20 protein-coding genes and 2 pseudogenes are annotated in these 25,253 nt (G+C 55.8%); 19 read left to right on the top strand and 3 right to left on the bottom strand.

The genetic code is table 11. The annotated features are described in order from the left end of the window. The first annotated feature begins 151 nt into the window (after positions 1–151). Entirely contained in the window at positions 152–2,350 is a 2,199-nt protein-coding gene (locus ACFSKT_RS12090; RefSeq protein WP_377721261.1) for a DUF5050 domain-containing protein, read from the top strand. A gap of 123 nt (positions 2,351–2,473) precedes the next feature. On the opposite strand, the pseudogene ACFSKT_RS12085 reads toward ACFSKT_RS12090, so the two are convergent. Continuing rightward, a pseudogene (locus ACFSKT_RS12085) lies at positions 2,474–2,654 on the bottom strand (carbohydrate ABC transporter permease); the annotation flags it as partial. Positions 2,655–2,687: 33 nt separating this feature from the next. Between ACFSKT_RS12085 and ACFSKT_RS12080 the strand changes: the two are divergent. The 18 genes and pseudogenes from ACFSKT_RS12080 to ACFSKT_RS11995 all read left to right on the top strand — a co-directional run. After that, a pseudogene (locus ACFSKT_RS12080) lies at positions 2,688–2,801 on the top strand (helix-turn-helix domain-containing protein); the annotation flags it as partial. A 496-nt stretch (positions 2,802–3,297) separates the two neighbouring features. Then, on the top strand, positions 3,298–4,386 hold the full coding sequence (locus tag ACFSKT_RS12075; RefSeq protein WP_377721260.1) for an acyl-CoA dehydrogenase family protein: 1,089 nt from the start codon (positions 3,298–3,300) through the stop codon (positions 4,384–4,386). Positions 4,387–4,391: 5 nt separating this feature from the next. Continuing rightward, a complete protein-coding gene (locus tag ACFSKT_RS12070; protein ID WP_377721259.1) occupies positions 4,392–5,477 on the top strand; it encodes an aminoacyl--tRNA ligase-related protein in 1,086 nt (361 codons plus the stop codon). 13 nt (positions 5,478–5,490) lie between these two features. Further along, a complete protein-coding gene (locus tag ACFSKT_RS12065) occupies positions 5,491–6,603 on the top strand; it encodes a hypothetical protein (protein ID WP_377721258.1) in 1,113 nt (370 codons plus the stop codon). A 63-nt stretch (positions 6,604–6,666) separates the two neighbouring features. Then, the gene (locus tag ACFSKT_RS12060) at positions 6,667–6,927 is read left to right on the top strand and encodes an acyl carrier protein (protein WP_377721257.1); all 261 of its coding nucleotides are present in this window, start codon (positions 6,667–6,669) and stop codon (positions 6,925–6,927) included. After that, positions 6,924–8,171 carry an ATP-grasp domain-containing protein gene (locus tag ACFSKT_RS12055; RefSeq protein ID WP_377721256.1) on the top strand — a complete coding sequence of 416 codons (1,248 nt, stop codon included), beginning with the start codon at positions 6,924–6,926 and terminating at the stop codon, positions 8,169–8,171. The genes ACFSKT_RS12060 and ACFSKT_RS12055 overlap by 4 nt, the downstream gene beginning before the upstream one ends. A gap of 44 nt (positions 8,172–8,215) precedes the next feature. Continuing rightward, entirely contained in the window at positions 8,216–8,977 is a 762-nt protein-coding gene (gene dapF, locus ACFSKT_RS12050) for a diaminopimelate epimerase (RefSeq protein ID WP_377721255.1), read from the top strand. Between the two features lie 42 nt (positions 8,978–9,019). After that, positions 9,020–10,372, top strand: coding sequence for a diaminopimelate decarboxylase (gene lysA, locus ACFSKT_RS12045; RefSeq protein WP_377721254.1), 1,353 nt, complete (start codon positions 9,020–9,022; stop codon positions 10,370–10,372). Further along, a complete protein-coding gene (locus ACFSKT_RS12040) occupies positions 10,359–11,591 on the top strand; it encodes an ATP-grasp domain-containing protein (RefSeq protein ID WP_377721253.1) in 1,233 nt (410 codons plus the stop codon). The genes lysA and ACFSKT_RS12040 overlap by 14 nt, the downstream gene beginning before the upstream one ends. Beyond that, positions 11,588–12,841 carry an MFS transporter gene (locus ACFSKT_RS12035; protein WP_377721252.1) on the top strand — a complete coding sequence of 418 codons (1,254 nt, stop codon included), beginning with the start codon at positions 11,588–11,590 and terminating at the stop codon, positions 12,839–12,841. Before ACFSKT_RS12040 ends, ACFSKT_RS12035 begins: the two co-directional genes overlap by 4 nt. Before the next feature lie 39 nt (positions 12,842–12,880). Beyond that, positions 12,881–13,612 carry a thioesterase II family protein gene (locus ACFSKT_RS12030; protein WP_377721251.1) on the top strand — a complete coding sequence of 244 codons (732 nt, stop codon included), beginning with the start codon at positions 12,881–12,883 and terminating at the stop codon, positions 13,610–13,612. Positions 13,613–14,172: 560 nt separating this feature from the next. Then, entirely contained in the window at positions 14,173–14,538 is a 366-nt protein-coding gene (locus ACFSKT_RS12025; protein ID WP_377721250.1) for a hypothetical protein, read from the top strand. A 496-nt stretch (positions 14,539–15,034) separates the two neighbouring features. Next, positions 15,035–15,904 carry an AraC family transcriptional regulator gene (locus tag ACFSKT_RS12020; protein ID WP_377721249.1) on the top strand — a complete coding sequence of 290 codons (870 nt, stop codon included), beginning with the start codon at positions 15,035–15,037 and terminating at the stop codon, positions 15,902–15,904. A gap of 189 nt (positions 15,905–16,093) precedes the next feature. Continuing rightward, positions 16,094–17,020, top strand: coding sequence for an ABC transporter permease (locus tag ACFSKT_RS12015; RefSeq protein ID WP_377721969.1), 927 nt, complete (start codon positions 16,094–16,096; stop codon positions 17,018–17,020). 22 nt (positions 17,021–17,042) lie between these two features. After that, entirely contained in the window at positions 17,043–17,936 is an 894-nt protein-coding gene (locus ACFSKT_RS12010) for a carbohydrate ABC transporter permease (RefSeq protein ID WP_377721248.1), read from the top strand. 58 nt (positions 17,937–17,994) lie between these two features. Then, positions 17,995–19,671, top strand: coding sequence for an extracellular solute-binding protein (locus ACFSKT_RS12005; RefSeq protein WP_377721247.1), 1,677 nt, complete (start codon positions 17,995–17,997; stop codon positions 19,669–19,671). 155 nt (positions 19,672–19,826) lie between these two features. Next, a complete protein-coding gene (locus ACFSKT_RS12000) occupies positions 19,827–20,804 on the top strand; it encodes an N-acetylglucosamine kinase (RefSeq protein WP_377721968.1) in 978 nt (325 codons plus the stop codon). Next, positions 20,804–22,114, top strand: a complete 1,311-nt coding sequence (locus ACFSKT_RS11995) for a 6-phospho-beta-glucosidase (RefSeq protein WP_377721246.1) — start codon at positions 20,804–20,806, stop codon at positions 22,112–22,114. Before ACFSKT_RS12000 ends, ACFSKT_RS11995 begins: the two co-directional genes overlap by 1 nt. Positions 22,115–22,353: 239 nt before the next feature. Here ACFSKT_RS11995 and ACFSKT_RS11990 read toward each other — a convergent pair whose 3' ends face one another. Further along, positions 22,354–23,778 carry a VanZ family protein gene (locus ACFSKT_RS11990; protein ID WP_377721245.1) on the bottom strand — a complete coding sequence of 475 codons (1,425 nt, stop codon included), beginning with the start codon at positions 23,776–23,778 and terminating at the stop codon, positions 22,354–22,356. Between the two features lie 208 nt (positions 23,779–23,986). Continuing rightward, positions 23,987–25,216 carry an MFS transporter gene (locus tag ACFSKT_RS11985; protein ID WP_377721244.1) on the bottom strand — a complete coding sequence of 410 codons (1,230 nt, stop codon included), beginning with the start codon at positions 25,214–25,216 and terminating at the stop codon, positions 23,987–23,989. Positions 25,217–25,253: the final 37 nt, after the last annotated feature.

The raw sequence follows: 25,253 nt of genomic DNA, 5'->3' as shown, positions 1-25,253 counted from the left end.
CGAGGAAAATGGACAGAAGAACAGGATAAGACCGGGAAGGACGCGGGAAAGACCGGGAAATTCTCGGTCTTTTCCTATTTCTTGCACACATTCCCTGTCGAATGTTGTATGATGTCGATGCTAGCATTATCCACAACATGGGGGAATAGAGATGAAAGGGTTGCAACGCGTATTATGCCTACTGGCGGGATTGCTGTTATGGGTCTCGCCGACGCTTGCGGAGGCTGCTGCAGCGACGGCCGCGAACGGCAAATCGCCGGATGCCTTCGCCGCGGCATTGGCCGAGATGCCATCCGTTACGGGGGCGAGTGCCGACGGGTGGATCTATTATCAGGAATACGATGCCGCATCGGATACCGCCAAGCTAATGAAGAAGAAGGCCGACGGCTCCTCCGTGCAGGAGGTGAAGGCGAGCGAGCTTCTTATTCAGCCGTATAACTACTCGAGAATGGTGGACTATCGGTACGCGGATCACAACATGATCCCGGCGTCGAACAAGCCGGCGTTCATCAAGCAGCTCGTGCAGAATCCGAATGCCTTCATTATCGACATGATCGGCGACTCCGTCCTCTATTGGACCGGTACGGTGAAAGACGGCGTTTACCAGAGCGGCACGATCAAGAAGGCCACGCTGGCCGGCAAGCAGCCGACCGTCGTAACGGCCGATAACGGGAAGATCGATTTTGCGAGCTTCACCATCCATAAGAATACGCTGTTCTACACGGTGGAAGAGGGCGAGACATACGCGCTGTACCGGGTTGGACTGGACGGCAAGAACAAGAAGAAGCTGGCCGGCGACTACTATAGACCGGTCCAGCAGATGAACAAAACGATGGGCCCGGTGAAGTACTACTCGATGTATCAGCGAGGCAGTATTACAATCTCGCAGGATCAGATCGTCTACCTCAATCACGACGAACATCTGGTCCGGCTGACGACCGACGGCGGCGGCAAGCGGGTGCTGAATCAGGCGGAAGTCAGCAGTCCTTTCGTGGAAGGCGACTGGTTGTACTACAGCACGAAAGCGAATCCGGCCGCAGAAGACTGGCTGTCGAGCTACTATTATTACGGTCCGATCTACAAAGTGAAGCTGTCGGGCGGGAAGCCCGTTCCGATCACCAAAGGGCACAGCAATCTGGTGTTCGTGAAGGACGGCTGGGTTTATTATCAAACAGAGTGGCATGAACTGAATCAACGTCTCATTCGGGTGAAAACCGACGGCACCGGCGCGCAAACCGTGCTGTCCGGACTCGTCGGCGATCAGGAGTTTTACATCCGCGCCGTATTCGGCGATTGGCTCACCTACGCGATCAACGATAACGGGGAACCTGCCGGCGAATACCGCATCCGGCTGAATGGCACGGGCAAGACTAAATTGTCCTACAGCGCGGAGGCCGATGTCGAGACGCCTGCGGACAAGGCGCAGCTGGAGCAGGCGGTGAAGCAGAATTACGGCAAGTACGAAGTGCCCGACATGCTGAAGCAGACGATCGCGCTGGAAGAAGAACTTCGGGAGAAGAAGATGCTGTTGGGCGGCGGTCTCCTCGGTCCGAATTTCGCGGAGTTCGGAATCGGCTATCGCTACGAATCCACGCCGATCGACGTCATCCCGTTCGCGCTCGAAGATTGGGACGACGAGGTGCATTACGGATTTCTGACCGATTTCGGCACCGTGCGCAGCCTTGATGAAGCGGTCATTGTCCGCGTCACGCCGTATGAGGACGACCCCGTGCAGATCGTCGCCCGCAATTTCCGCGAATTCATGCAGCTTCTGGCTTATGAGACGCTGGGCGCGCATTACTTGGATACGCAAATGAGCAAAGCGGATTATGCGGCGCTGCAGGAAGAGGCGGAAGAGGTGGAAAGCTCGCTGACGGCGAAAGAAAAAGACGTCATGCGCATCGTCCGCGAACGTTTTGCCCTGAAGCCGATCGGGGACGTGCACGCCTACTTGAATCAGTTGGGCAAAGAACGCAAGCAGCAGATTGCCGCCGCCACGGAAGACGGTCTCGGCGTCGTGTACGACGGACCCGAGGCGGATTCGGCCAAGCGGCTGGCTTTCGACTTCGAGGAATACGAGGATGGCGTGCACCGCGCGGACGTGAAGGTATTCTTCGATGAGGCCTCGACGCTGGACAAGCTGGCGTTCCTTCGGGATGCGCAGTATAGGTACCTCTGGGAGGGGAACAGCAAGGTCATCGCTTATTTGCAGGAGCAGCTGAAGGCGATGGGGCTGGCAGACGAGGCGAACCGGATCGCGTATCCGGAACCATCGGAGTACGACGATGAATATGAAGGCGAAGGCCAAGGCGAATACGACGATCTTTACGAAAGCTACTTCGGCTCGTAGATCGAAGCAATAGACGCGGCTATGCATAGAGCCCTCCCCGGCACGAGATTTCGTGCCGGGGAGGGCTTTTATGCCTGCATATCCGCTATCTCCGCGCCGCTCCACTTACTCCTTGAGCGCGCCGATCCGATCGCCGGCGGCCGCGCCGGTCGTCATATTATCAGTGCTGTTGGAAATGAGAAATTTCCCGGAGCACCAGCTGAAGCGGGAACAACTCCCGGTCGCGCAAATAAATCAACGCGCTGAAGTACGAATTCCAATGGCCGACAGCGTATCATAGAATCATCACGGCAATGACGGGCATGCCGTCCGCCGTCTCCGTTTCACGGATGATTCGGTCACGGATATCGCGAGGGCTTGCGGGTACTCGGACGTCTATCCGTTCAGCAAGGCGTTCAAGAAGCGCGACGGCCTATCGCCGACCGACTACCGAAGGAAGCAGGGGGGCTGACGGGCTATTCGGAGTTTGGAGGAGTTAGGCAATGCGACTATGGTAGGAGGCTCAGGGTCCCTCTTTTTTGATGGGCTAGTCTATCGGTCTATAGCCATCGCATCTTCCATTGCGTACATGCAATGACAGGAAAATTAACGAGAGAGAATTTCGTGAAAAGAAGGATGACATTTCCTGGTTATATGTTATGATACGTAGAGTATCAAATAACTTTCAAAAAACTCTCAAAAATCTTTCTTGAAACGCTCGAAAACCAAAGGGAGTGGGAGTTCCAGCTAGGAAATGCTGCGGCCCACCCTGCTGAATGATGGCTTCAAGGAGGAGAGCTGTTGTAACATTTTGGAGCATTTCAAGGGGGAGGTGCGCCTTCTAGATTCCAAAATATTAAAAAGAAGTAAAATGGTGTAATTCCTTGTTGGTGATGTTACAATTCAAAACGTGCTTATCCGAATCAAATACACCATCCAAAATCTACGAGGACATGGAGGGGAATTATTTGACGTATTTGTCGTTGTCCGTCAACGATCTCATTGAGCAAGGCATCCATAAGGCCACTCTTCCTTCCCCCTATGGCCAAGCCTATTCGCCTTCGCAGTATAAGGACATGCTCGTCCGTATTGCGGGGCACAATCCCTCGTTAGCGCTTAGCATGTCGATGCACCTGCTGACGGTATGGGGACTCTCCCGCATTCAAACCGATTTCGACCGCGGCCATTACTTCCAAGAAGTCTCTTCCCGCAACTCGCTTTTTGCATCCCCCAATGACCCTGTGCTTTATTTTAGAAAGCTTTCCGACATCAATCCCGACAAATTCCCGGTGAAAATGACGTTCGTGGACGGCGGCGTCCTCGTGAACGGCATCCGGCCCTATGTTTCGCTCGAGCCATTTGTTCAGTTTTTGCCCATCATGAGCATTACGCGCAATCCGGACACCCAAGAGAACGAGATTATTTTTGCCATGGTGCATAAGTCGGACCCCGGCGTAAGCGTCAAGAAAGACTGGGATACGATCGCGATGAGCGAGACGCACAGCAACACGGTCGAACTGAAGCAGGTGTTCCTGCCGACGGAGCGCATCATTTCACGAAATGCCGAGATCCCGCTGGATATGGATATCTTTCCGTATCTGTTTCGCATCGGTATTAGCTCGGTTTATTTTGCCGTGGCCAAAACGGCGCTTGAACATGTTGCCCAAGCGATCGCGCCTTCGATATCCGAGTTTGCGAGCAGGGCGTTCGGCTTGCGTCAGAAGCTGGCCGAAATGAAAATTCTGCTCGATACGAGCGAATCCCAGTTGAACCGGTACTGCCAGCTGGTCGAATCGTATCTTCAAGGCGAGCCGGCGCCTGATATTACCTCGGTCAGCCTGATCACGAAGGAGTACGTGCTCACCTCGGCCGAACGCATCGTCGAGCTGGCCGTCGATACGATGGGCGTTCAAGCGATGCAGCCGCAATCCTTGCTGTACAAGCTGTACCGCGACGTAAAGGCGAACACCTTTCACCTTCCGCGCAGCGACGTCCTGAAAGAGATTATCGCGAAGCAAAAATTAGGCGTACTCACTATTCGATCAAGGTGGTGTTAGGATTTATGGTACTTAAACTGGCGATCCCGGAATCCTTTGACGATCAAAAGCGGGGACTGCTCATTGAGCAAGTGTCCTACGTGACGCCCGGCATTACATCGGTGACGATCGAACAGGACGACCTGTTGATTTCGTTCCAGGTGGGAATGGAGCAAATCGAAGCCTATCTCCAAGCGCAATTCGAAACCATCGTGGGCAAAATCGCGGACTACAAATCGATTCCGGTTCGCACGCTGAAGTCGCATTTTACCTCGGCGAGGGAACAATCCGTCTCCTTATCCCGCGACCATAACGCCGTCGATCCGAGCGCTTATCAGCTGCTGGACGAGTTGTTCTTGGGCATCGCCCGCAAGCATAAGGCCGTCGAACGCCGATACCCGACCTTGCTGCCCAAGCAGGTAATGCATACGTGCGGCTATCACACGAATTTCCCGCAGAACGTGTATGCCGTCGCCGAAATTCCGCATCAATTCGATGTGTTGGAATCCGCCCACCGGCATATGGATACGGTGTTCCAGAAGTCCCCTTATTACTTGCAGCCCTGTATTTGCTATCACGTATACGAGGAGCTATCCGGCCAGCAGGTGAACGGCGTGCGCCTCTATACGGCGGAAGGAAGATGCTTCCGGCATGAGGCGAAGTGGCGCTTGAACGCGTTCCGGCGGAATGAATTCACCATGCGGGAAATCGTCATGATCGGCACGTCCTCGGACATTACCGAAATTCGGCAGCGCATCATCGAAGACGTATGGGAGCTGTTCGTGCGGTTGGGGCTGCAGGGCGCCGTCCAAACCGCGAATGATCCGTTCTTCACGTCGGACGGGCTGGATAAATTAACGTTCCAACTGTTGTCCAGCGCCAAATACGAGCTGATCGCGCAGTGCGGCAATCATTCTTCCGCCATCAGCTCCTTTAACCACAGCGGCGACGTAATCGCCAGAAAGTTTCAAATTACGGGAGCCGAGGGCGAGTCGGTGTACACCGGCTGCGTGGGATTCGGGATCGACCGTTGGGTTCAAGCGCTTTGTCATCGTCATGGCGACGACGTTCGGAATTGGCCGATCGCGCAGCTCGAACAAATTTATTCGTAAAGGGTGTGAATTCGTGACTATTCGCGAGCTGACCAGCTCCGTATCGACTCGCATGGAGGAGCTCATCCTCCAGGAGGCTCATAAATGGACCCTTTCCCGGCCTTTCGGCGACGAACTCTCGTGCGCGGTAGATTATGCCCGGCGTATCGCGGATCTAGCGGCCGGGGATCTGCCCGCCGCGATTCGATTGGCGATGCACCTGACCGCCGCATGGGGGCTTCGCCTCATGCCGTCCGATCTGCCGGCAAACCGCTATTTCGCAGAGGTTCGGAACAACGGGCATTTATTCGCTGGCCTCCATGACATGGATCCGAACGAGCCGAATAGCTCGTCTTTTCTTGCGACGCCGACGGAAGGCGGATTTCGATTCAACGGCACGAGCGGCCAGCTTCATCTGGATTCGCGCGTGCATTACGTGCCGGTCTGCGGGCGGATCGTCCATCCGGGCGAACAGCCGGAATTCGCGTTCGCCGTCATCCCGGTCACGGCGCGGGGCGTTGTCTTGAGCCGCGATTCGGATGCCATGAACGCGAATGAAGCAGAGGGGATGAATTTCGGGCGCGGCCATGTTCAATTGCAGGACGTATTCGTCCAGGCCGACGAGACGGTCCTGTTCGCTTCGTCCGAGTCGGAGATCCTGGACAACTTCGCGCTGCTCCATCGGTTGAACGTAAGCGCGATTTATCTCGGCATCGCAAGGTCCGCTCTAGCTTGCGCGTGCGAGTCGGCGAAAGCCTCCCATGTTCCGCAGTGGGGATTGCCGCTTAGCCGTTTTCCGGGGACGCAGTTCCTAGTGGCGGATGCCGCCATCCTGCTGGAAACGTGCGAATCTCAGCTGTCGACGTACGCCGACCGGCTCAATCGATTGTTCGGCGAACAAGGCGGGGACAGGCGGTTGGCAGCGGATACGGGGCTGATAACGATGGAGTACGCGGTTGATACCACCCGGAAAATCTTGCATCTCGCCATGAAAATTACCGGCATCTCGTCCATACTTTCCGGTCATCCGCTCGCGAACCTGTACGGCCTCCTTCGCTCGCCGATGTTCGATTTGGGGCAAACGGATAGCGCGCATAATCGAGATCGGATCGCGAAGGCCGTCATGGAAGCAACTTCGGTTTCATAGCGCCTAGCGCCGGACATCGCCCGCAATTATTCATTTCCATATTCGCTATAGAAAGGACAATTCATGATGATGAATGCCTCGGAGAAAGCCTTGTTTGAAGTGGTTCAACAAGCCGTCGTGGACGTGTTGAAACGAAAAGTCGAACTGGACGAGCATACGAATTTAAGCCATGAAGGCCTCGATTCGATTACGACGGTTCGTTTGTTGGTGGAACTCGAGAAGAAATTGAACATTCAATTCCAAGAGGAGCACTTGTCGCTGGACAACTTCGCATCGATCCGCAGCATCATGAACACGCTGGATCATTACGGGGTGACGGCGTGAGCACGAAAGTCGTCGTCCTTGTCGAATCCGGCAATCATGCCTATGAAATTCGCGACTTGACGCAGGCGGGTTACGCGGTGGTGTATTTGACGTCGGGCATGTATCGAAATGTTCAGGAATACGTGGACATGGCCGTCGAGGTGATCCGCGACAAGAACCTATTCGATCCGGCGTTCTTTGAACGGCAGATGGAGGAGCTGGAGTTGAAGTATACGGTTGCGTGCGTATTTACGACCGGCGACTTCATGATTCCGCTCGTCACCCGCTATTGCCGCCAGAAGGGTTACCATAACCTGGACCCCGATCTTGCCGAGACGCTGCGCAATAAGCATGCGTTCCGCGAGAAACAGACGCAGCTGGGGTTCAAGACGCCGGCCTTCCGTCTGTGCCGCTCTGTCGAGGAGGGCGAGGAATTCCTCGCCGGCATGAATAAGGCGCTTGTCTTCAAGCCCGTGAACGGCAACCAATCCGAAGGCATTCGGCTAATCTACACCTCCGAAGAATTAAGAGAAGCCTATGAGACGCTGAAGCTTTTGTCCCGGTTTACGAAAGGGGTCGTGGAGAACCGCGCGTATTTGCTGGAAGAGTATGTGCCGGGTCCGATCTACAGCTGCGAGTTCATTAAAGACCGCCATGGCATTCACATGCTCGGCGTGACGAACCGCTACTTGGGGGAACCGCCAAGCTTTGTGGAGTCCGGGTTTATCTTCCCTTATCGGGGCGTCGAAGCCGAAGCGGTGATCAAAGAAACATACGCTTTCATCGAACGGTTCGAATTCGATTTCGGCCCTTGCCACATCGAATACATTATGGATAACGACGGTCAGCTGTATATTCTGGAGGTCAATCCGCGGTTGTTCGGCTTCCCTTGCTACTGGCTCATCAATCAGGCGATGTCGGTCAATATTTTCGCGTCGATCGCGTCCTTCTTCGAGACGGGCGAATTCACGGCGAATACCCAAGCGGAGAGAATCGCGACCTTGTTCGAATATTACCCGCCGACCCAAGGCTACATCTCGATTGATATTCAATCGCTGCAGTCGAGCGAGGAAGGGCCGGTTTGGGTGATGAACCATGCGCCTCAGAGCCGGTTCGTCTCGTCCACCTCGTCCAATAACGACACCCTGCTCTCGGTGCTGACGTGCGCGGACACCGAGCGGCAATGCATCGAAATGGCGCAAACCGTATGCGAATCCGTCGAAGTCACCGTCGTTACGAAGCCCAAGGTGCCCTATTTGGTTTAGCTAGAGCGAGAACGAATAACCAAGACAATATTGGAGGGCTGTCCATGCAATTCTGGAAATTCGAGGCTGAGGGGAATAGTTATATCGTGGTTGAAAGCTCCAATCAACATCCCGTGGACGTCCAAAGCATCTGTTCCCGGAGAGTCGGGCTTGGAAGCGACGGCTTGCTCACGGCGGAATGGCTGGATGAAAGCACGGTCCGCATGCGCGTCTTCAATGCGGACGGAACGGAAGCGCCCATGTGCGGCAACGGCGCGCGCTGCGTGGCGGCTTTCGCGTATGTGAACCGCCCCCACCTGAAGGACCGGGATATCGTCATCCAGGCGAAGGGCGCGACGGTGACGCATCGGTTGGCCGACACGGACGGGATGAAATTCAATGCGGTGATCCGCCTGGATCAAGATCCGCTGATCAGCAAGCAGGAAGCGGAATCGCGCTATCAATATGTGGTCGGTTCTCCTCATTTGGTCATTCTGACCGATTTGGACGCCGTCAATTTAACCGAGGAAGGACCTCGCTTCGAATCCACGTATGACGGGGGGACGAATGTCATGTTTGCCTCCGTGGTCGATCATGGGGTCATCCGGGTGCTGCCGTGGGAGCGGGGCGTCGGCGTGGTGGAGGGCTGCGCGACCGGATCGGCTGCTGCCGTCATGGCCGTCGCGATGCGAACACCGAATTGGCCGACGGAGTCGGAGGTGCTGACGCCCAAGGGCTGCGTGCGCGTGGAATGGAATCCGATGGATCGCATGTTGAGCATGGAGGGCAATGTCAGTCTATTGGCCGAGGGCACTTATTTCGCCTGACGATCGTGGGGAATGGATTCGAATACGGGCTAATTCCATCAGATGGGAGCGATCGATCTGTTTATCTATGGAACGCAACGAATCAACCAAGAAGGGCATCTGGAGATCGGCGGCTGCGATACGGTGGCGCTGGCCAAGCAATACGGGACGCCATTATATGTGATCGATGAAGAGGCCGTCCGTCAGAAGTGCAGGGATTATGTCCGCAGCTTCCGAGCGCATTGGGATCACGTCGATGTGGCTTATGCCTCCAAGGCGTTCATGATCGGCGGGATGGTGCAGCTCGTCCGGGAGGAAGGGATGAGTCTGGACGTCGTCTCCGAGGGCGAGCTTCGTCTAGCCTTGTGGGCCGGCGCTCCGGCTTCCCGCATCACCTTCCACGGGAATTACAAGACGGCGGATGAGATCAAGCTGGCAATCGCCAGCGGCGTCCGAACGCTCGTCGTCGATTGTCTGGAGGAAGTGCAGCTGATCGAGCGGGAAGCCCGCGGCCAAGGCAAGCTGCAAGCGGTCGATGTCCGCCTGAACCTCGGCATTAACGTTAACTCCGATCCCAAGTATACGACCGGACATCTGGAATCCAAATTCGGCCTTGCGATCCATGACGGCGCCGCCGGTCGCGCGATCGAGGCCATTCTTCAATCCCCTTCGCTGATGTTGAGGGGCATTCACTTTCATCTGGGCTCGCAAATTCAGGACGTGAAGTATCACCGGCAGGCGTTGGAGCAAGTAGCCATCTTCCTCCAAGACGTGACGCGCGCTTACGACTGGAAGCCTTCCAGCATTACGATGGGGGGCGGAATGGGCGTGAACTATTCCGGTCATGCGACCCCGCCGACGCCGAGGCAGTGGGCGGACGGCATCATGCCCGTCTTCCGGGAGAAGGTCGTTCCGCTGTGCGAGCAAGACGTCGTCTTCGGCATCGAACCGGGACGCTCGGTCGTGGCCGAATACGGGACAACGCTCTATACCGTAGGTCCGATCAAGCCGGTGCCGGAAAGTCAGGACGTGCGCGCGTTCCTGTCGGTAGACGGCGGGTTGTCGGACAACCCGAGACCGATTATGTACGAGGCGCATCATCATGTGTTGGCCGCGGCCAACCCGGGTTCGGATGGCCGAAGCGTAAAGCCGGTCCGGATTTTCGGCCGTCATTGCGAGACGGATATGTTGATGGAGCGCGTTCATCTGCCGGAGGTGGCGACCGGCGATGTGTTGGCCGTGCAGTGCACGGGCGCTTACACGTACGCGATGTTTAACCGTTATAACCGGTTTATGTGCCCAGCCGTCGTATTCGCGAAAGACGGGGATTCCCGATTAGTCATCCGCCGCGAGACCTTCGAGGACTCGATCCGGACGGAAATGAGGAGCGAGGTGATCAGTTATGAAAGCCGATAAAGCAGCGAAACGGATGCTGATGATCGGAGGATGGACCGATATTTATCGCAAAGCCCATGCCTGCGGGCTGGCAGTGACGCTGGTGCAGGAGAAGAGCAAAATCAAGTTCGAAGATTTGGCTTATATCGAAGAGCTGATAACAGCCGAATTGGACGATCCGGATCTGCTCGATCTATTCGAAGTGTGGCATCGGAAGAAGCCGTACGACTGCGTCGTTTCCTTCCAAGAGATGGGAGTGCTGACGGCAGCCCAGCTTAAGGAAAAATTGAATCTGCCCGGCAATCCGCTGTTTCCTGTCCTGACGACGAGGGACAAAGGGAAGATGAGAGCCTTTATGAAGGCGAACAACTTCCCGTCCATTCCGTACGCGCTGGTTACGGAGCCGGCCGATGTCCTCGAATTTATCGATGCGCATCGGCTGCCGGTCATCCTGAAGCCGAGCTACGGGACGGGCAGCGCTCAAATTCACAAAATTACGGAAGCGCAGCAGATCGCGCCTGCCCTTCAGCAAATTAAATCTGCCTACGCCGGCGGCGACATCCTGGTGGAGAAGTACATAGCGGGCACCGAGGTGAGCGTGGAAGGGTTCACGTGGAACGGGCAGCATACGATCATCGCCGTCACGGATAAGTTCACGACGGGCGCGCCGAATTTCGTCGAGACGGGACATAATATGCCCTCTTCCCTGCCGGCGCACATCATCGAAGAGGCGAAGCATCTGTCTGCGGCGCTCATGGATTTGATCGGCCATCAATACGGACCGTCGCATACGGAGATCATCGTGGCCGAGGAGGGGATGTTCGTCGTGGAGACGCATACGCGCGTCGGCGGCGATTATATCTTCGAGATGGTAGAGCGCGTGTACGGCTTCGATTTATTTACCCAGACGTTCAACGGTTTCCTGAGCGACCGGCCGAATCTCGATCATGGGTTCACCGGAAAGGCGGCGGCGATCCGCTACCTGCAGCTGCCGCCGGGCAAGGTGACCGCCCTGGATGGCGTAGACGCCCTTGGTCAACAGCCCGGCGTGGTCAAATATCAAATCGACGTCCAGCAGGGGGAGGAGACGAAGCCCTTCACGAAATCCATGGAACGCAACGGCTTCATCTTGGCCGAGGGGAGCACGACGGCGGAAGCGGTCGAAGTGATTGAACGCGGGTGGTCCAGCTTGCGGATCGAAGTGAGTCAGCCCGTGACGGCCCAGCATGATCGGCCATGACGATGGACCGATCTCTATCGCGATATGCCAATCGACAATTGGGGAAGTTCTTCGCGGCTTCCCTGATTTCTTCTATCGGGGCGGGCATGCAGTTCATCGCCATGAGTTTATTGCTCTTCAGTATGACCGGGTCCGCGGCTTCTATCGGCTGGCTGCTGCTCGTGCACAGTATTGCCGGCATTCTGGTCTCGCCTTGGATGGGTGTCTATATAGACCGCTGGAGCTTCAAACATATCTGCGTAACCAGCGATGGCTTGCGCGCCTTGGCGTTATGCGCGCTTCCGTTGTTCGCAATGCAAGGCGATATCCCGATCGGGATTATCTACGCGACGGAATTTATTCTGGCTGCCTGCGATCGGTTCCACTGGCCGGCTACCATGGGGCTCATTCGCACGATCGTGCCTGAGAATCAGCTGCTGCGCGCCAATTCCAGACTCGGCATCGCCAATCAATTGGGCATGCTGGTGGGTTCGGCCGTAGGCGGCATGCTCATCTCCGCATTCTCGGCGATGATCGTCATCTATATCAATATTGTGACGTTCGCCTTATCCGGTGTACTGACCGCTCTGGTTGCGATGGTCTATGACGTCAAGAAGAACGGGGCGTCCTCCGCGTCCTCCGCCTCCAGCTTGAAGAAGGATTGGCTGGAAGGGTTAGCCTATATGAGGTCGCGTCCCCAGGTTATCGGGCTGGCCATCATTCAAATCTTCGGCTATATCACGCTGTTCGTGTGCAATACGCTGCTGCCGGTATTTACCGAGCGGGATCTCAAAGTAGGCGCAACCGGGTTCGGCTATATCGAAGCGGCTTGGGCGATCGGCGCGATCGCGGGCAGCTACATGCTCGCGTCGGTCCTGAAGCGGATGAAGCTCGTCTCATACGGGCGCTTCAGCATGCTGATGATCGCGCTCTCGATGATTATCTTTTTGACGTCCGCGCATCTCATTCAGGCCATCATCGGGTACCTGCTGCTCGGCTTCTTCGTGGTGAGCAATCGCATTCATAACGAGACGCTCATTCAATTGGAGATCGAACCCGCGTTTATCGGCCGGGTCAACAGCATGATGGTGATGCTGATTTCGTATATCAGCTTGTTCGTGTATTTGGGCGTCGGTTATCTGGGCGATGTGATCTCAATCCGATGGGTCTATCTGCTCGTCAGCTTCCTCGTCTTGCTCGCGCCTCTGCTGGAAATGCGATTCATGCGAGGTAAGCAGCAGCCGATCGCGCATGAAACGAGAAGCGCTTAAGCGACACGTCGCGGAGTAAGGAGGAGGGGCCGCTTGACGATGACTTGTAAATTGTTTTGTATTCCGTACGCCGGCGGGTCGGCGTCGGAATTCCTGAAGTGGCAGCCAGCCGTGCGCGATTCGGTCACGATCGTGCCTCTCGATCTAGCGGGCAAAGGAAGCCGCAAACAGGAGCCGTCGTGCTCGACGATGGAGGAAGCCATCGAGGATGCGTATCAGACATTGACGGCTCAGCTGGACGGGCGGCCGTATGCCATATTCGGTCACAGCATGGGCGCGATTCTCGCTTTCGAGGTGTCGCGGAGATTACGCCGCCAGGCGGCGTACCCCTCGCCTGTCCATCTGTTCGTCGCCGGCCGCAATCCGCCCCACGTGCCGCGTAGAGCCGAGGCGCCGATCCTGCATGAGCTGGATGACGATGCGTTCATGGAGGAGATCGCGCGATTCGGAGGGGTTCCCGATGAGCTGTTGGCCCATCCGAAGCTTCTTCGGCTGTTCGTGCCGCAATTGAGGCGGGAATACGAGGTCTCCGAGCGCTATGCGTTTCAAGCGGATGACACGATGCTGGATTGCGATATGTCGGTTCTCTATGGGACGGAGGACCATTCGTTGCCGGAAATCATGTCGCAGTGGCAGCGCTATACCTCGGGACGGATGTCCATGCAAGCCTATGAAGCAGGACATTTCTTTATCCATGAACACGGGGAGCAGGTTGCGTCGTGGATCAACGCGAAGCTGCTTGGAATAACAGTAGCGCGGTCTGTGGTATAAGCGGGTTATGCTGCGCCGAAAATGAATAGGTAAGTGAGAAACGGAGCGCGTCAGAGGACGGCTCCGTTTTTGTTTTGTTTAGAATTACTTCAGTAATCGGGGAGGAGTTGGATGTGATCTCAGTGAAATCTGCTTGATCAAAGTGATCGAGTGCGCTTTCAAGTACAACTGAAGATCGAGAAGAGCAAGCAAGATTTTAAAAAACAAGGATGAAAGGATAACCGTGAAAAGGAAGTCGTGGTTGGACGACTTAGGTCGCTAATATCGAATTACCACCAAATTAACTCACTAGCGTGTACGAGTTGAAACGTGTGTTGGAAGTCGCGGGCGTTAAGTTCGTGCACGGCGTGGTAAAAACCGGCGACCTCAGAATCGGCCGTCATGTCGACATTCATAAGCAGGTATAAACCGACTTCCATTTCGTGGCGGAAGTCGGTTTATTTCTAATCCTAAACTAGAACGGATCAAGGTAGCCGGGATTGCCCCGTTATTCATCCAATCCAAGACCATAGGCGTCACATACCCTATAGCGACTGTACCGGGAGAGGAGGAAGAGATCGGTGAAAAACAAAAAAGAAACACGTTCATTCCTTCTAAACGGCATGTTGGGGCAGTCCGGCTTGGGCGGATTGGGGAAGGGATCGCCGCTGCAGAGCATGCTGATGGGGCACATGGGCCAGAAATCGCCGTGGTCCAGCGCGTTCATGGGACAGATGGGTCAGAAATCGCCGCTGCAGAGCATGCTCATGGGGCAGATGGGCCAGAAAACGCCGCTGCAGAGCATGTTCATGGGGCAGATGGGTCAAAAACCGCCGTGGCAGAGCATGTTCATGGGGCAGATGGGTCAGAAATCGCCGTGGCAGAGCCCGCCCATGGGGCAGAAACCGCCGTGGTCCGGCGGACCGTGGGGGCCATATCCGTGGTGAGGCGGCGGTGAATGTCAATCTATAGCCGAACGATCAAGGAGCTATCCATCGTCACGCATCACCGTGGCGAGGCAGGGATAGCTCTTTTTAGTTATTTCGGAAATTATGCAGCACCACATACGAATGAAGCTTTGTCCGCTAGGACAAAAGCGTGCCAGCTCGAAGCAACCCGCCGACCGCGATCAAACGTGCCAGCACGACAGAGGGAGTCCAGAGGGCAAAGTCCTTTGGTTCCCCTCGGCGGAGGGGGAAGGGGGAGGGAGCAACAAAAGCAGGGTCAAAGGGGCGAAGGCCATTGGCTCCCCTCAGCGAGGGGGAAGGGGGAGTGAGCAACAAAAGTGGGGTCAACGGGGCGCAGCCCTCTTAACCTGACAGCATTGCAGCGGAGGGGGAAGGGGGAGGGAGAACTTCCTCTTGCCTGGTGACAACTATTGTGACATGCTGGTGATATCATGAAGGTATTTCCAAGCCCAATTCCGCAGGGGAGGTTATGGAGATGACGATGGCGAAGATGGTGGAGATTGCGAAGGAAAAAGTAAGATTGGCTCGAAATTACCCGATCCTTGTAGAAGACACGATCGGGGTCGACAGCGGCTACCAGCGGCTCCATTGGCATGACGTGCTGGAGATCAACGTGATCAAATCCGGCACCGGGTATTACATCATCAACGGCAAGCGCTACGAGTTCCAGCAGGGGGATATCCTGCTCATCAACTCCAATGATCTGCACTGTGCCTACGAGACGCGAGACCTCATTATGCAGGTGATCAGCTTCGACGGCAATTGGCTCGTCAGCAGCATGCGTCTGGACCCCGAGATTTTAAGCCCTTTCCGCGAAATGAACATCCACTTTGCGAATTTGCTCGATCGCCATCATCCCCAAATCGAGAAGCTGCGCGGCATTCTGCTCGATCTTCAGCGCGAGCACGAAGAGCATCAGCGCTCCTATACGTCCATTGTTTACGCTCATTTGCTGCAATTTCTAGCCCTCGTCAACCGCGAATTCCGCATCCCCTGCAGCGACGCCAATCAGCATGTCATCAGCGAGCGGCAGCTGGAGAAAATCCGCCTCGTCCTCTACGAAATGGAGGAGAAGTTCGCTTATCCGTGGACGCTCGAGGAGCTCGCCGCGCTTGTCTATCTTAGTCCGTCGCGGTTTAGCGATATTTTCAAACGGGCGGTCGGGATGCCGCCGCTCCTCTATCTCATCCATTTGCGGCTGGAGCATGCGGTCCTGCTGCTGGAGCGCAACGAGATGAAAATTACCGACATCGCGCTCGAGTGCGGCTTTCGGACGCTGACGAATTTCAACCGGCTGTTCAAAAAGCATATCGGCGTCACCCCGATGACTTCCCGCAAGCATTAATCGCCCCCCATCATCTAAAACAGGAAGATAGTGCTGGTTATTAATCGTATAAGCAAAGAAATGGTAAAGGGAACGAGCTACAATAGACATAAGGAAGGCAACAGAAGGTGTTAGATAAAGTTACGCATAAGTGACTTCAAATGACGGCCAAGGGGGAAGTCGATGCGCGATTCTGCTACCGCGAAAGCGATGCGGCGAAAGAAGAAAGGGCCGCTGATCACCCGCATCATTCGGCAATGGGACGTACAAGCAATGGTCGTCCCCGCGATTTTATTCGTATTCGTCTTCAGCTACATTCCGATGTACGGCGTCGTGATGGCGTTCCAGGATTACAGTCTGTTCAAAGGGGTGACGGGCAGTCCCTGGGTGGGCTTCAAGCACTTCGAGATGTTCTTTCATGCGCCGGAGTTCTGGGGCATCATGCGCAATACGCTCGTCATCAGCTTCCTGAAGCTGGTCATCGGCTTCCCGGCGCCGATCGTGCTCGCGCTCATGTTGAACGAGATCGGCAGCCGGGTGTTCAAGCGCGGCATTCAGACGATCAGCTATCTGCCACATTTTCTCTCCTGGGTTATCGTATCGGGGTTCATCGTCTCCATGCTGTCGACCGACAACGGAAGCTTGAACATGCTGCTGGAGAAGCTGGGCGTTATTGATGGGCCAATCAACTTTATGTCCGAGCCGAAGTATTTCTGGAGCATCCTCGTCGCGACGAACGTGTGGAAGGAAATCGGCTTCTCGTCCATCGTCTATCTGGCCGCGATCGCCGGCATCAACCCGCAGCTGTACGAGGCCGCTTCGATGGATGGCGCAAGCCGGCTTCGACAGATGTTCTCGATTACGCTGCCTTCGATCACGCCGGTCATCGTCGTTTTCTCCATTCTGGCGATCGGCAATTTGCTCAATGCGGGCTTCGAGGATATCCTGCTGCTGGCCGGCAACCCGGTGCTCCGGGATGTGAGCGACGTGCTCGACACGTACGTCTATCGCGTCGGCATCCAGAATAACCGCTATTCGTACGCGACGGCGGCCGGATTGTTCAAAGCCGTCATCAGTATCGCGCTGCTGGCGTTCGCTAACTACGCGGCAAGACGATCGGGGAACAGCCTGTGGTAGAGGAGAGAGAGGAGGGGCGCGCATGTATTTGACGCGGGGAGACCGCACGTTTATTGGTATTAACTACGCTTTATTGCTGCTGCTCGGCTTCGTCGCGTTCTATCCGTTCTGGAATGCGGCGGTCATCTCGTTCAATCTCGGCAGCGATACGTCGCTCGGCGGCATTACCTTCTGGCCGCGGGTATTTACCTTGCAGAATTACGACGTCGTGTTCCGAGATGAACGTCTGATCGATGGCTTCGTCATCTCGGTGCTGCGGACGGCCATCGGCACCTTCCTGTCGATCATTGCGACGGCCATCTTCGCGTACGGCATGACGAAGCGGGAGCTGATCGGCCGGAAGTTCTACATGATCATGAGCATTTTCACGATGTACTTCGGCGGCGGCCTGATTCCCACGTACCTTCTCATCCGCGAGCTGCAGCTGATGAACACGTTCTGGGTCATGGTCGTGCCCGGCGTGATCAGCGTATGGAATATGATCATCTTCCGCACCTTCTTCAAAGGGATGCCGGCGGAGCTCGAAGAATCCGCGCAGATCGACGGCGCTTCGAATTGGGGCGTGCTCATGCGCATCATTCTGCCGCTGTCCGGCCCGGTTATCGCGACCTTGTCGCTGTTCACGGCCGTCTATCATTGGAACGACTGGTTCGCGCCGAGCATCTATATCTCCAACGTCGACCTGCTTCCCATCCAGACGAAGCTGCAGCAGATTCTGAATTCGAACATCATGCTCGATCAGATGGCCAATATGGACTCCGCCGCGCAAGGCAGACTGAACAAAATGCGGGCCGTGACGACCAAATCGCTGTCGATGGCCACGATGATGGTGGCGACCGTGCCAATCCTGTGTGTCTATCCGTTCGTCCAGAAGTATTTCGTCAAAGGCGTGCTCATCGGTTCGTTGAAGGAATAGGCGAGGTTTTACGGCAATTGCGTTGACATAGAAGAAGGCGGGGAAGGGGTTTTGGCAAATGAATAGGATGAAGTCCAGCTTACTCGCAGCCATGTCAGTCATGCTAGTTCTTGTAGTCGCATTAACGGCTTGTACCGGTTCGAACGGAGGGAATGCGCCAAAAGACGAAGGGGAGAAGACGAACGAGGCTTCTTCGAATCAAGGCGAGACGAGTACCAGCGGCGTCTACGAGCTGGGCAAGGAACCGCTCGAGTTCTCGTTCTACGGCCATTACGACTGGTATACGATGCCGGAGTGGGGCGCGGATCAGGCGACCAAGTGGATCAAGGACAACAAGAAGGTGAACGTCGTGCCGGTCAGCTCCGGCGGCGCGGCGAAGAACAAGCTGTCCACGATGATCGTCTCCGGCGAGCTGCCCGACGTGATCTGGATGGATCGCGGCCCCGACGTGGAGCAGCTGCGCGCCGAGGGCATGCTCGTCCCCTTCGACGATTACCTGGACAAATACCCGAACTTGAAGAAATGGGCGGGTGAATCGACGCTGGATATGCTGCGGTCCCCGGATGGCAAGCTGTACCAATTCCCGAACTGGTATACGACCCAACCGAACGGCAACTCCGGCTACCTGGTGAACAAGAAGATCTATGAAGAACTAGGCAGCCCGAGCCTTGCGACAACGGATGATCTGTACAACTACTTGAAGATGGTCAAAGCGAAATATCCGAACGTCGTGCCGCTCGAAGTCGGCCAGACGGGCGCCGGCATCGACGTCATGGTATCGGCTTTCGCGGAGAATCGTCCATATACCTTCAATACGATGCATGCCGTGCCCAACGGCGACAAGCTGACCTCGCTCTTCACGGACCCGGTCTACCGGGAGCTGCTGCAGTTCGTCAGCAAGCTGTACCGCGAGAAGCTGATCTCGCAGGATACGTTCACGCAGAAGCTGGAGCAGGTGGAGCAGAAAGTCGTCACCGGCAACGTCGCCGTCTATGTCGCATCGAGCCCGACGGAATTCGGCGCCAAGGGTCATGCAGCCTTGACGCAGCAGGATCCGAATGCCGGCTATATCATGGTGTGGCCGGTTCATAAGCAGGGGCTCGACAAGAACAAGATTTTCCCCGGCGATTACAAGCAATTGGGCTGGAACGTCAGCGTCATCACGAAGTCGGCGAAGGACCCCGAAGCGATCTTCGCTTTCCTCGACTGGTTCACGGGACCGGAGGGACAACGCACGATCATGTGGGGACCTGAGGGCATCTATTGGGACGGCGTTAACGAGGAAGATCAACCGCTCTTCACCGAGGCGTTCACGAACGATCCGCACGGCCGCGAAGAGATGATGAGCGCCACGGTCAACTTCCAATGGAACGGCAACACGGTCTATGTGGACAATGCGAAGATGAAATTCGAATCGACGCTGCCGCCGGAGAAGAAGAACTGGGAGACGCGCTGGCAGTCGGAGATTACGTGGAAGACGCAGTTCAATACGACGGAATACGTGAACCTCGATCCGGCCGGCGATACGGAAGAAGGCATTGCCGCACAGGCGGTGAAAGAAATCTATGAGAAAGCGCGCGCCAAAGCGGTGCAGAACGCGGGAAGCGACGAAGAGGTGAACGCCATTCTCGACCAGGCGGAAGCCGACGCGATGAAGGCCGGCTATGAGAAGCTGCTCGCCTACAAAACGACGAAGTGGCAGGAGAACAAGCAGAAGCTGAGCGCGAGCAAGTAAGCGCGGGGATGAAATCGAACAGATAACGGTATAGGAAAGTCTTCATGACGGGCTGGCGCACTTGTCGCTGCTTGATAGCCGCGCCGATCGGGCCGGCTAAACAGCCGCGCGTGCAGCCGGCCCGTCATCATCTTCAATTCATGGGAGCGATTGATTTGACATATTACTTGGGCGTGGATGGCGGAGGCAGCAAGACGCTTGCGGTCATCGCGGATGACAAGGGGCGGGTCGTCGGTCAAGGCAAGAGCGGATGCGGCAACCATCAGATCGGCGTCGCCATCGCGGAGCAGAGCATTCGGGAAGCGATCGACATGGCGCTGCAGGAAGCGGAGCTCGCGCAATCGGACATCGACTATGCGATGTTCGGCCTAGCCGGCGCGGACAGGGAAGCGGATTTTCGGATCCTCCGTCCGCTCGCGGCGGGGCTGGGCTTCGAGCGGCATGACGTGGTGTGCGATACGGTTATCGGACTGCGCGCCGGGACGAGGCAGCCGGACGGCGTCGTCATTATATGCGGCAGCGGCACCAACTGCTATGGCGTCAATGCAAATGGCGAAAGCGTCCAGGTCGGCGGCTTCGGCTATGAATTCGGCGATTTCGGCGGCGGCGGGGAGCTGGCGGTGGAGGTATTCCGAACCGTCATTCGCGCTTGGGAAGAGCGGGAAGAGCCGACGAAGCTGACGGCGCTCACGCTCGAAGCGTTAGGGCATGAATCGGTCGAGTCGATGTTCCATCACTACTTGGATGAGGGCAAGCGGGCGCCGCATACGCTGGCGAAGCTGCTCTTCGACGCGGCCGACGAGGATGAGGCAGCCAGAAGGCTGCTTACGAAGCAAGGGGCCGAGCTTGGACTAGCCGCGCGCGCCGTAATCCGGAAGCTTGGGATGGGCGGGGACGTCTTCGACCTCGTCATGGTCGGCAGCGTATTGACGCGCAGCGACAACCGCCATCTGGTCGCCGCGATTCAGGAGCTCGTCCTGCCCGAGGCGCCAGGCTGTACGCTGCGCACGCTCGAGCTCGAGCCGGCTGCGGGCGCCCTGCTGCTGGCGATGGAACGGGATGGCTGCGCCGTCCCGGAAGCCGTCTACGAACAGCTGTATCTCGACTTGGCCATAAAGGAGCGAATCCGCTAATGACACATCGTCTGAAAATAGCGGTCATCGGCGGCGGATCGTCTTACACGCCGGAGCTGATCGAAGGCTTCATCCGGAACTACCCGTCGTTCCCGGTGACGGAAATCGTGCTCGCGGATATCGAGCAGGGGAAACAGAAGCTCTCGATCGTGGGCCAGCTCGCGCAGCGGATGATCGAGAAGTCGGGCTTGCCGATCACGGTCCGCTTGACGCTGGACCGCCGGTCGGCGCTGGAGGGCGCCTCTTATGTGCTGACGCAGCTGCGGGTCGGCCTGCTCGAGGCGCGAGGCTGGGATGAATCGATTCCGCTCCGATACGGTTATCTTGGGCAGGAGACGACCGGCGCAGGCGGCATGATGAAGGCGCTGCGGACGATCCCGGTCCTGCTGGCGATTTGCAAGGATATGGAGGAGCTGTGCCCGGATGCGTGGCTGCTGAATTTCACGAACCCGGCCGGGATGGTAACGGAAGCGATCCTGAAGCATTCGCGCATCCGCTCGATCGGGCTGTGCAACTCGCCGATTGCCGCGTACAAGTGGCTGTCCGGGCTTTACGGGGTGCCCATCGACCGGATCGCCTGCGAATTCGTCGGGTTGAATCATTTGCATTGGATCAGCCGCATCGAGGTGGACGGCGTGTCGAAGCTGGACGAAATCCTCGGCGGCGGGGAGGCGTACTCGGCGAGCAACGTGCCCCAGTTCGCCTGGAACGAGCGGTTGATCCGGTCGCTCGGCGCGATTCCGTCCTATTATTTGAAGTACTTCTACCTCCATCGCGAGATGCTCGCCGAGCAGCAGGAGGCGCATGGCAAGGGGGAGAACCGGGCGGAGACGGTGAAGCGGCTCGAAGAAGAACTGTTCGAGGTGTACCGGGACCCGGAGCTGTCCCACAAGCCGAAGCAGCTCGAGCAGCGCGGCGGCGCCTATTATTCAGAGGCCGCGGTGCATCTGATGAATTCGCTTCATAACGACGCCGGCGATATCCAGACGCTCAATGTCGCCAATGGCGATACGCTGCCGTTCCTGCCGGCTGATGCCTGCATCGAGGCGAACTGCAAGGTGACGGCAGCCGGGCCGGTCGTACAGCCCGTGACGACCGTGCCGGCGGCGGCGGTCGGGCTCATCCAGGCGGTGAAGACGTACGAGCGGCTCGCCATCGAAGCCGCCGTAACCGGCAGCCGCGATACGGCCTTGCTCGCGCTGGCCAGCCATCCGCTCATCGATTCGGTCAATCGAGCCGAGCAGATGCTGGATGAGCTGCTCATCCAGAACCGAGCTTATCTGCCGCAATTTTTCCAGACCACTCCGTGAATGACGGTGCAGGCCGTCCGCCTCATGAGCATATCGCTCAGAGGCGGGCGGCTTAAACCCGCTGAAGCAATGATAAGAGCGACTTTCTCCGCGCGATATCATTCCTGATCCAACTGCAAGAGCAGAACGATTATCCATGCCGGTTAAAATCAAAAAGAGGATGTCCCGCTATCGGAGCACGATCGTTCAATAAGACAACACGCAGCCGACCACTCGATCGGCTGCTGTGCTAGGAGCGTCTACCGCCTCGCGTCAATTTGTAGAAGCCAGAGGTTTTCCCCGTTCACGACTCCCTCGAATGCATAAACAGGCTGGTAATAGCCCTTGGTATCGTATACATACGATAGCTCGTAGGACGTAATATCGAGCTGATCGCCCTGGCGGAACGCATAAACCTGGTCGAACCGTCCTTTGTGAATCTGATCAAGAGCCTCGGTAGGCGACATAATCGGAACATCGCGCACATACCGGTTCGACATAAAACCATATTGGATAGCAGAAATACCGCCATCCGTCTTCAGGCTCAACCGTGCATAGCCATCCCACCGGTCACGTGGACTGTAAGCTTGCTCGGGAAGCCGCCAATCGTATTCGCCGTTCTCCGTGACGGTCATTCTAGCAGCGGTCGGAAGAAGCGCGAGGCTCTTCATGATTGCTTCCGCTTGTGCCCGCGCTTCGTGAGCCGCTACAGCGGCCGGATGCTCTTCGGGGTGATAATGGTCGTCGAATAGGTCCCAGCTGCCATCCAATACAAAATAGGTGAAGATATAGCGGGTACCATCGCTCTCCTTAAAATGGAATTGGAGATTCGCGCCATCCCGGCCTTCCCATTCAATAGGCGGGAGTCCGAGCTTGTCTTGTAACTGATGGGCAATGGCTTGCCCGCGTTTCCGGTTTAGGCTGTGTTCGTTCTTATATACGGACGACGTGGAAGCGGTATGGCTAAACGGAATCGAGGTAGTGATGGTGACGCCAGACATGTCGGTACCGTATACCGGATGGATGCGCATATTGCCGAAATCCTTTCCGACATAGACCAGATGCGTGCCGAAAAACAGGACACCGATTGCGACCGGTATCGCCAAGCGTTTTGTCAGCTCGGCCAAGCGTAACCGCCGTTCTTGATAGATTCGGGTACCAAGCATATAGAGATGATAGCCAATCACGCTTCCTAGCGTGTTGTGAAACAGGTCATCCAACTCGAAAATGCCGCGAGCGGTCACAAGTTGTATCGTTTCAATCAGCAGCGTCGTTCCCAGCGAGGCGGCAAACAGGCCCCTAAACCGGCTCAGCTTGCCGGTTAGAAGCGGGAGCAGGATTCCTAGGGGAACGAACATCAAAATATTGAAGACGATCAACTGAAACGAAAAGATAGAATAATTATTCCATGCCTCCATGTAACCACTGAATAGGTGGAAGTTGGTGGCTCCCGCATAATTCGCAGTCCGGCTTAGCCCGGTCAGGCCGAATACGACAAGCAAGTAGCCTAAGAGTAATACTCCTATGAAGGGTTTATGCAAACGCGACATCTGCCATGTGCCGGCACCATGCTTCTTGCGCTGGAGCAAGAGATATAACCCGGCTGCGGATAGCAATGCTAGGATGGCGGCTGCGGCAGGTGCAAGATAAACCATAACTTTCCCGAAAATTTCCTGAATACTCATGCAAAACGTCTCCTTTTTGTAATAAAAGGAGGACGGATAAAAGGTTCAAAATATATCAGCAGATAACACTCGAGCGCGGGATAATTCCAATAGGTGGTATAATAGTGGTATATAAATCTGGAGTAAATTTAGATTGCATCCTTTGGGATAACATGGAGTAGAGACGTTGTAATTAGACAACGAGGAACGCATTTTGCCGGCTGCTGCTTTATTGCTGTGCATGAATAGAACGATAGGACATTTTCAACGTGCATGCCCAAAATAACACCGCTATCATGCTTACCAAGGTCCCCAGAATGCACACGCCGAGCCACCCCGCCCAAGAATAAATCCAGGTTGACGCTACTGCACCTGTTGCGCTTCCAAAGGAATAAAAGATCATGTACCCTGCGGTTAGCCTGCTCCTCGCTTCTGGACGAACACTTAATATCATACTCTGATTCGTAACGTGAACCGCCTGCACGGCGAAATCCAACATCACGACCCCTATGATAAATAGCAACATGGAATGCTGCAGCAACCCTATTGGCAGCCAAGAAAACATTAACAGTAACAAAGCGATGCCCGTCGTCCGTTGTCCTAACCCCCGGTCTGCCCGTCGTCCCGCACTGCTGGCAGCCAACGCCCCCGCTATGCCCGCAAGGCCAAACAATCCAATGACGGTATGGCTGAACGAAAGCGGAGGGGAGCTCATCGGTAATACCATTGAGGACCATAAAATACTAAAGTCCGAAAAAATGAAAAAGGCAAGTAATCCACGAATTCTCAATAGCGGTAGTTGAACGAATAAATCCTTCATGGAGCGGAGCATTCCCGGATACGTGTTTTGACGTGGCGGACGTCGTGCAGCGGGTGTAACGGTTCGGAATAAATAAGCCATGCAGATCATGATTACTGCTGTGACGATGTAAACGGATCGCCATCCGGCCATATCCGCTAAGGTGCCCGAGAAGGTGCGTCCCAATAAAATCCCAATTACGATACCGCTTGTAACGACGCCAATGGCCCGGCCGCGATGATGCAACGATGCCCGATTAGCGGCAAGAGCAACAAGTACTTGTGCCACTACAGCTTGGAACCCAACCATTCCCATGCCGATGAACAGAAACAACGTATTCGAAGCTAACGCAACGATACTTAAAGCAATCGCGATAAACACCAACATTCCCGTTACAAGCCGGCGCGGGTCAAGCAAATCCCCAAGCGGAACGAGGAATAACAATCCAAATGCATAACAAATCTGTGTCACTGTTATTACAGTGCCGATGATCGTGCTATGGATGCCAAAGTCCAAAGCAATCGCATCAAGCAATGGTTGGGAAAAATAAACCGTGGCTACAGCCGAACCGCAGATGACCGCATACAGAAAAAGCGCCGAGCTCGAAAGTTGAACTTCTGACTCCATGTCATTCGGACGGATCTTTGGGGAACTTAACATTGAAAACCCTCCTTTAATTGTACCGATCGGTTTTTTA

The organism is Paenibacillus xanthanilyticus, from assembly GCF_042682185.1.
Classification (GTDB): Bacteria; Bacillota; Bacilli; order Paenibacillales; family Paenibacillaceae; genus Paenibacillus_Z; species Paenibacillus_Z xanthanilyticus.
This window is presented reverse-complemented; position numbering and strand designations above follow the sequence as displayed.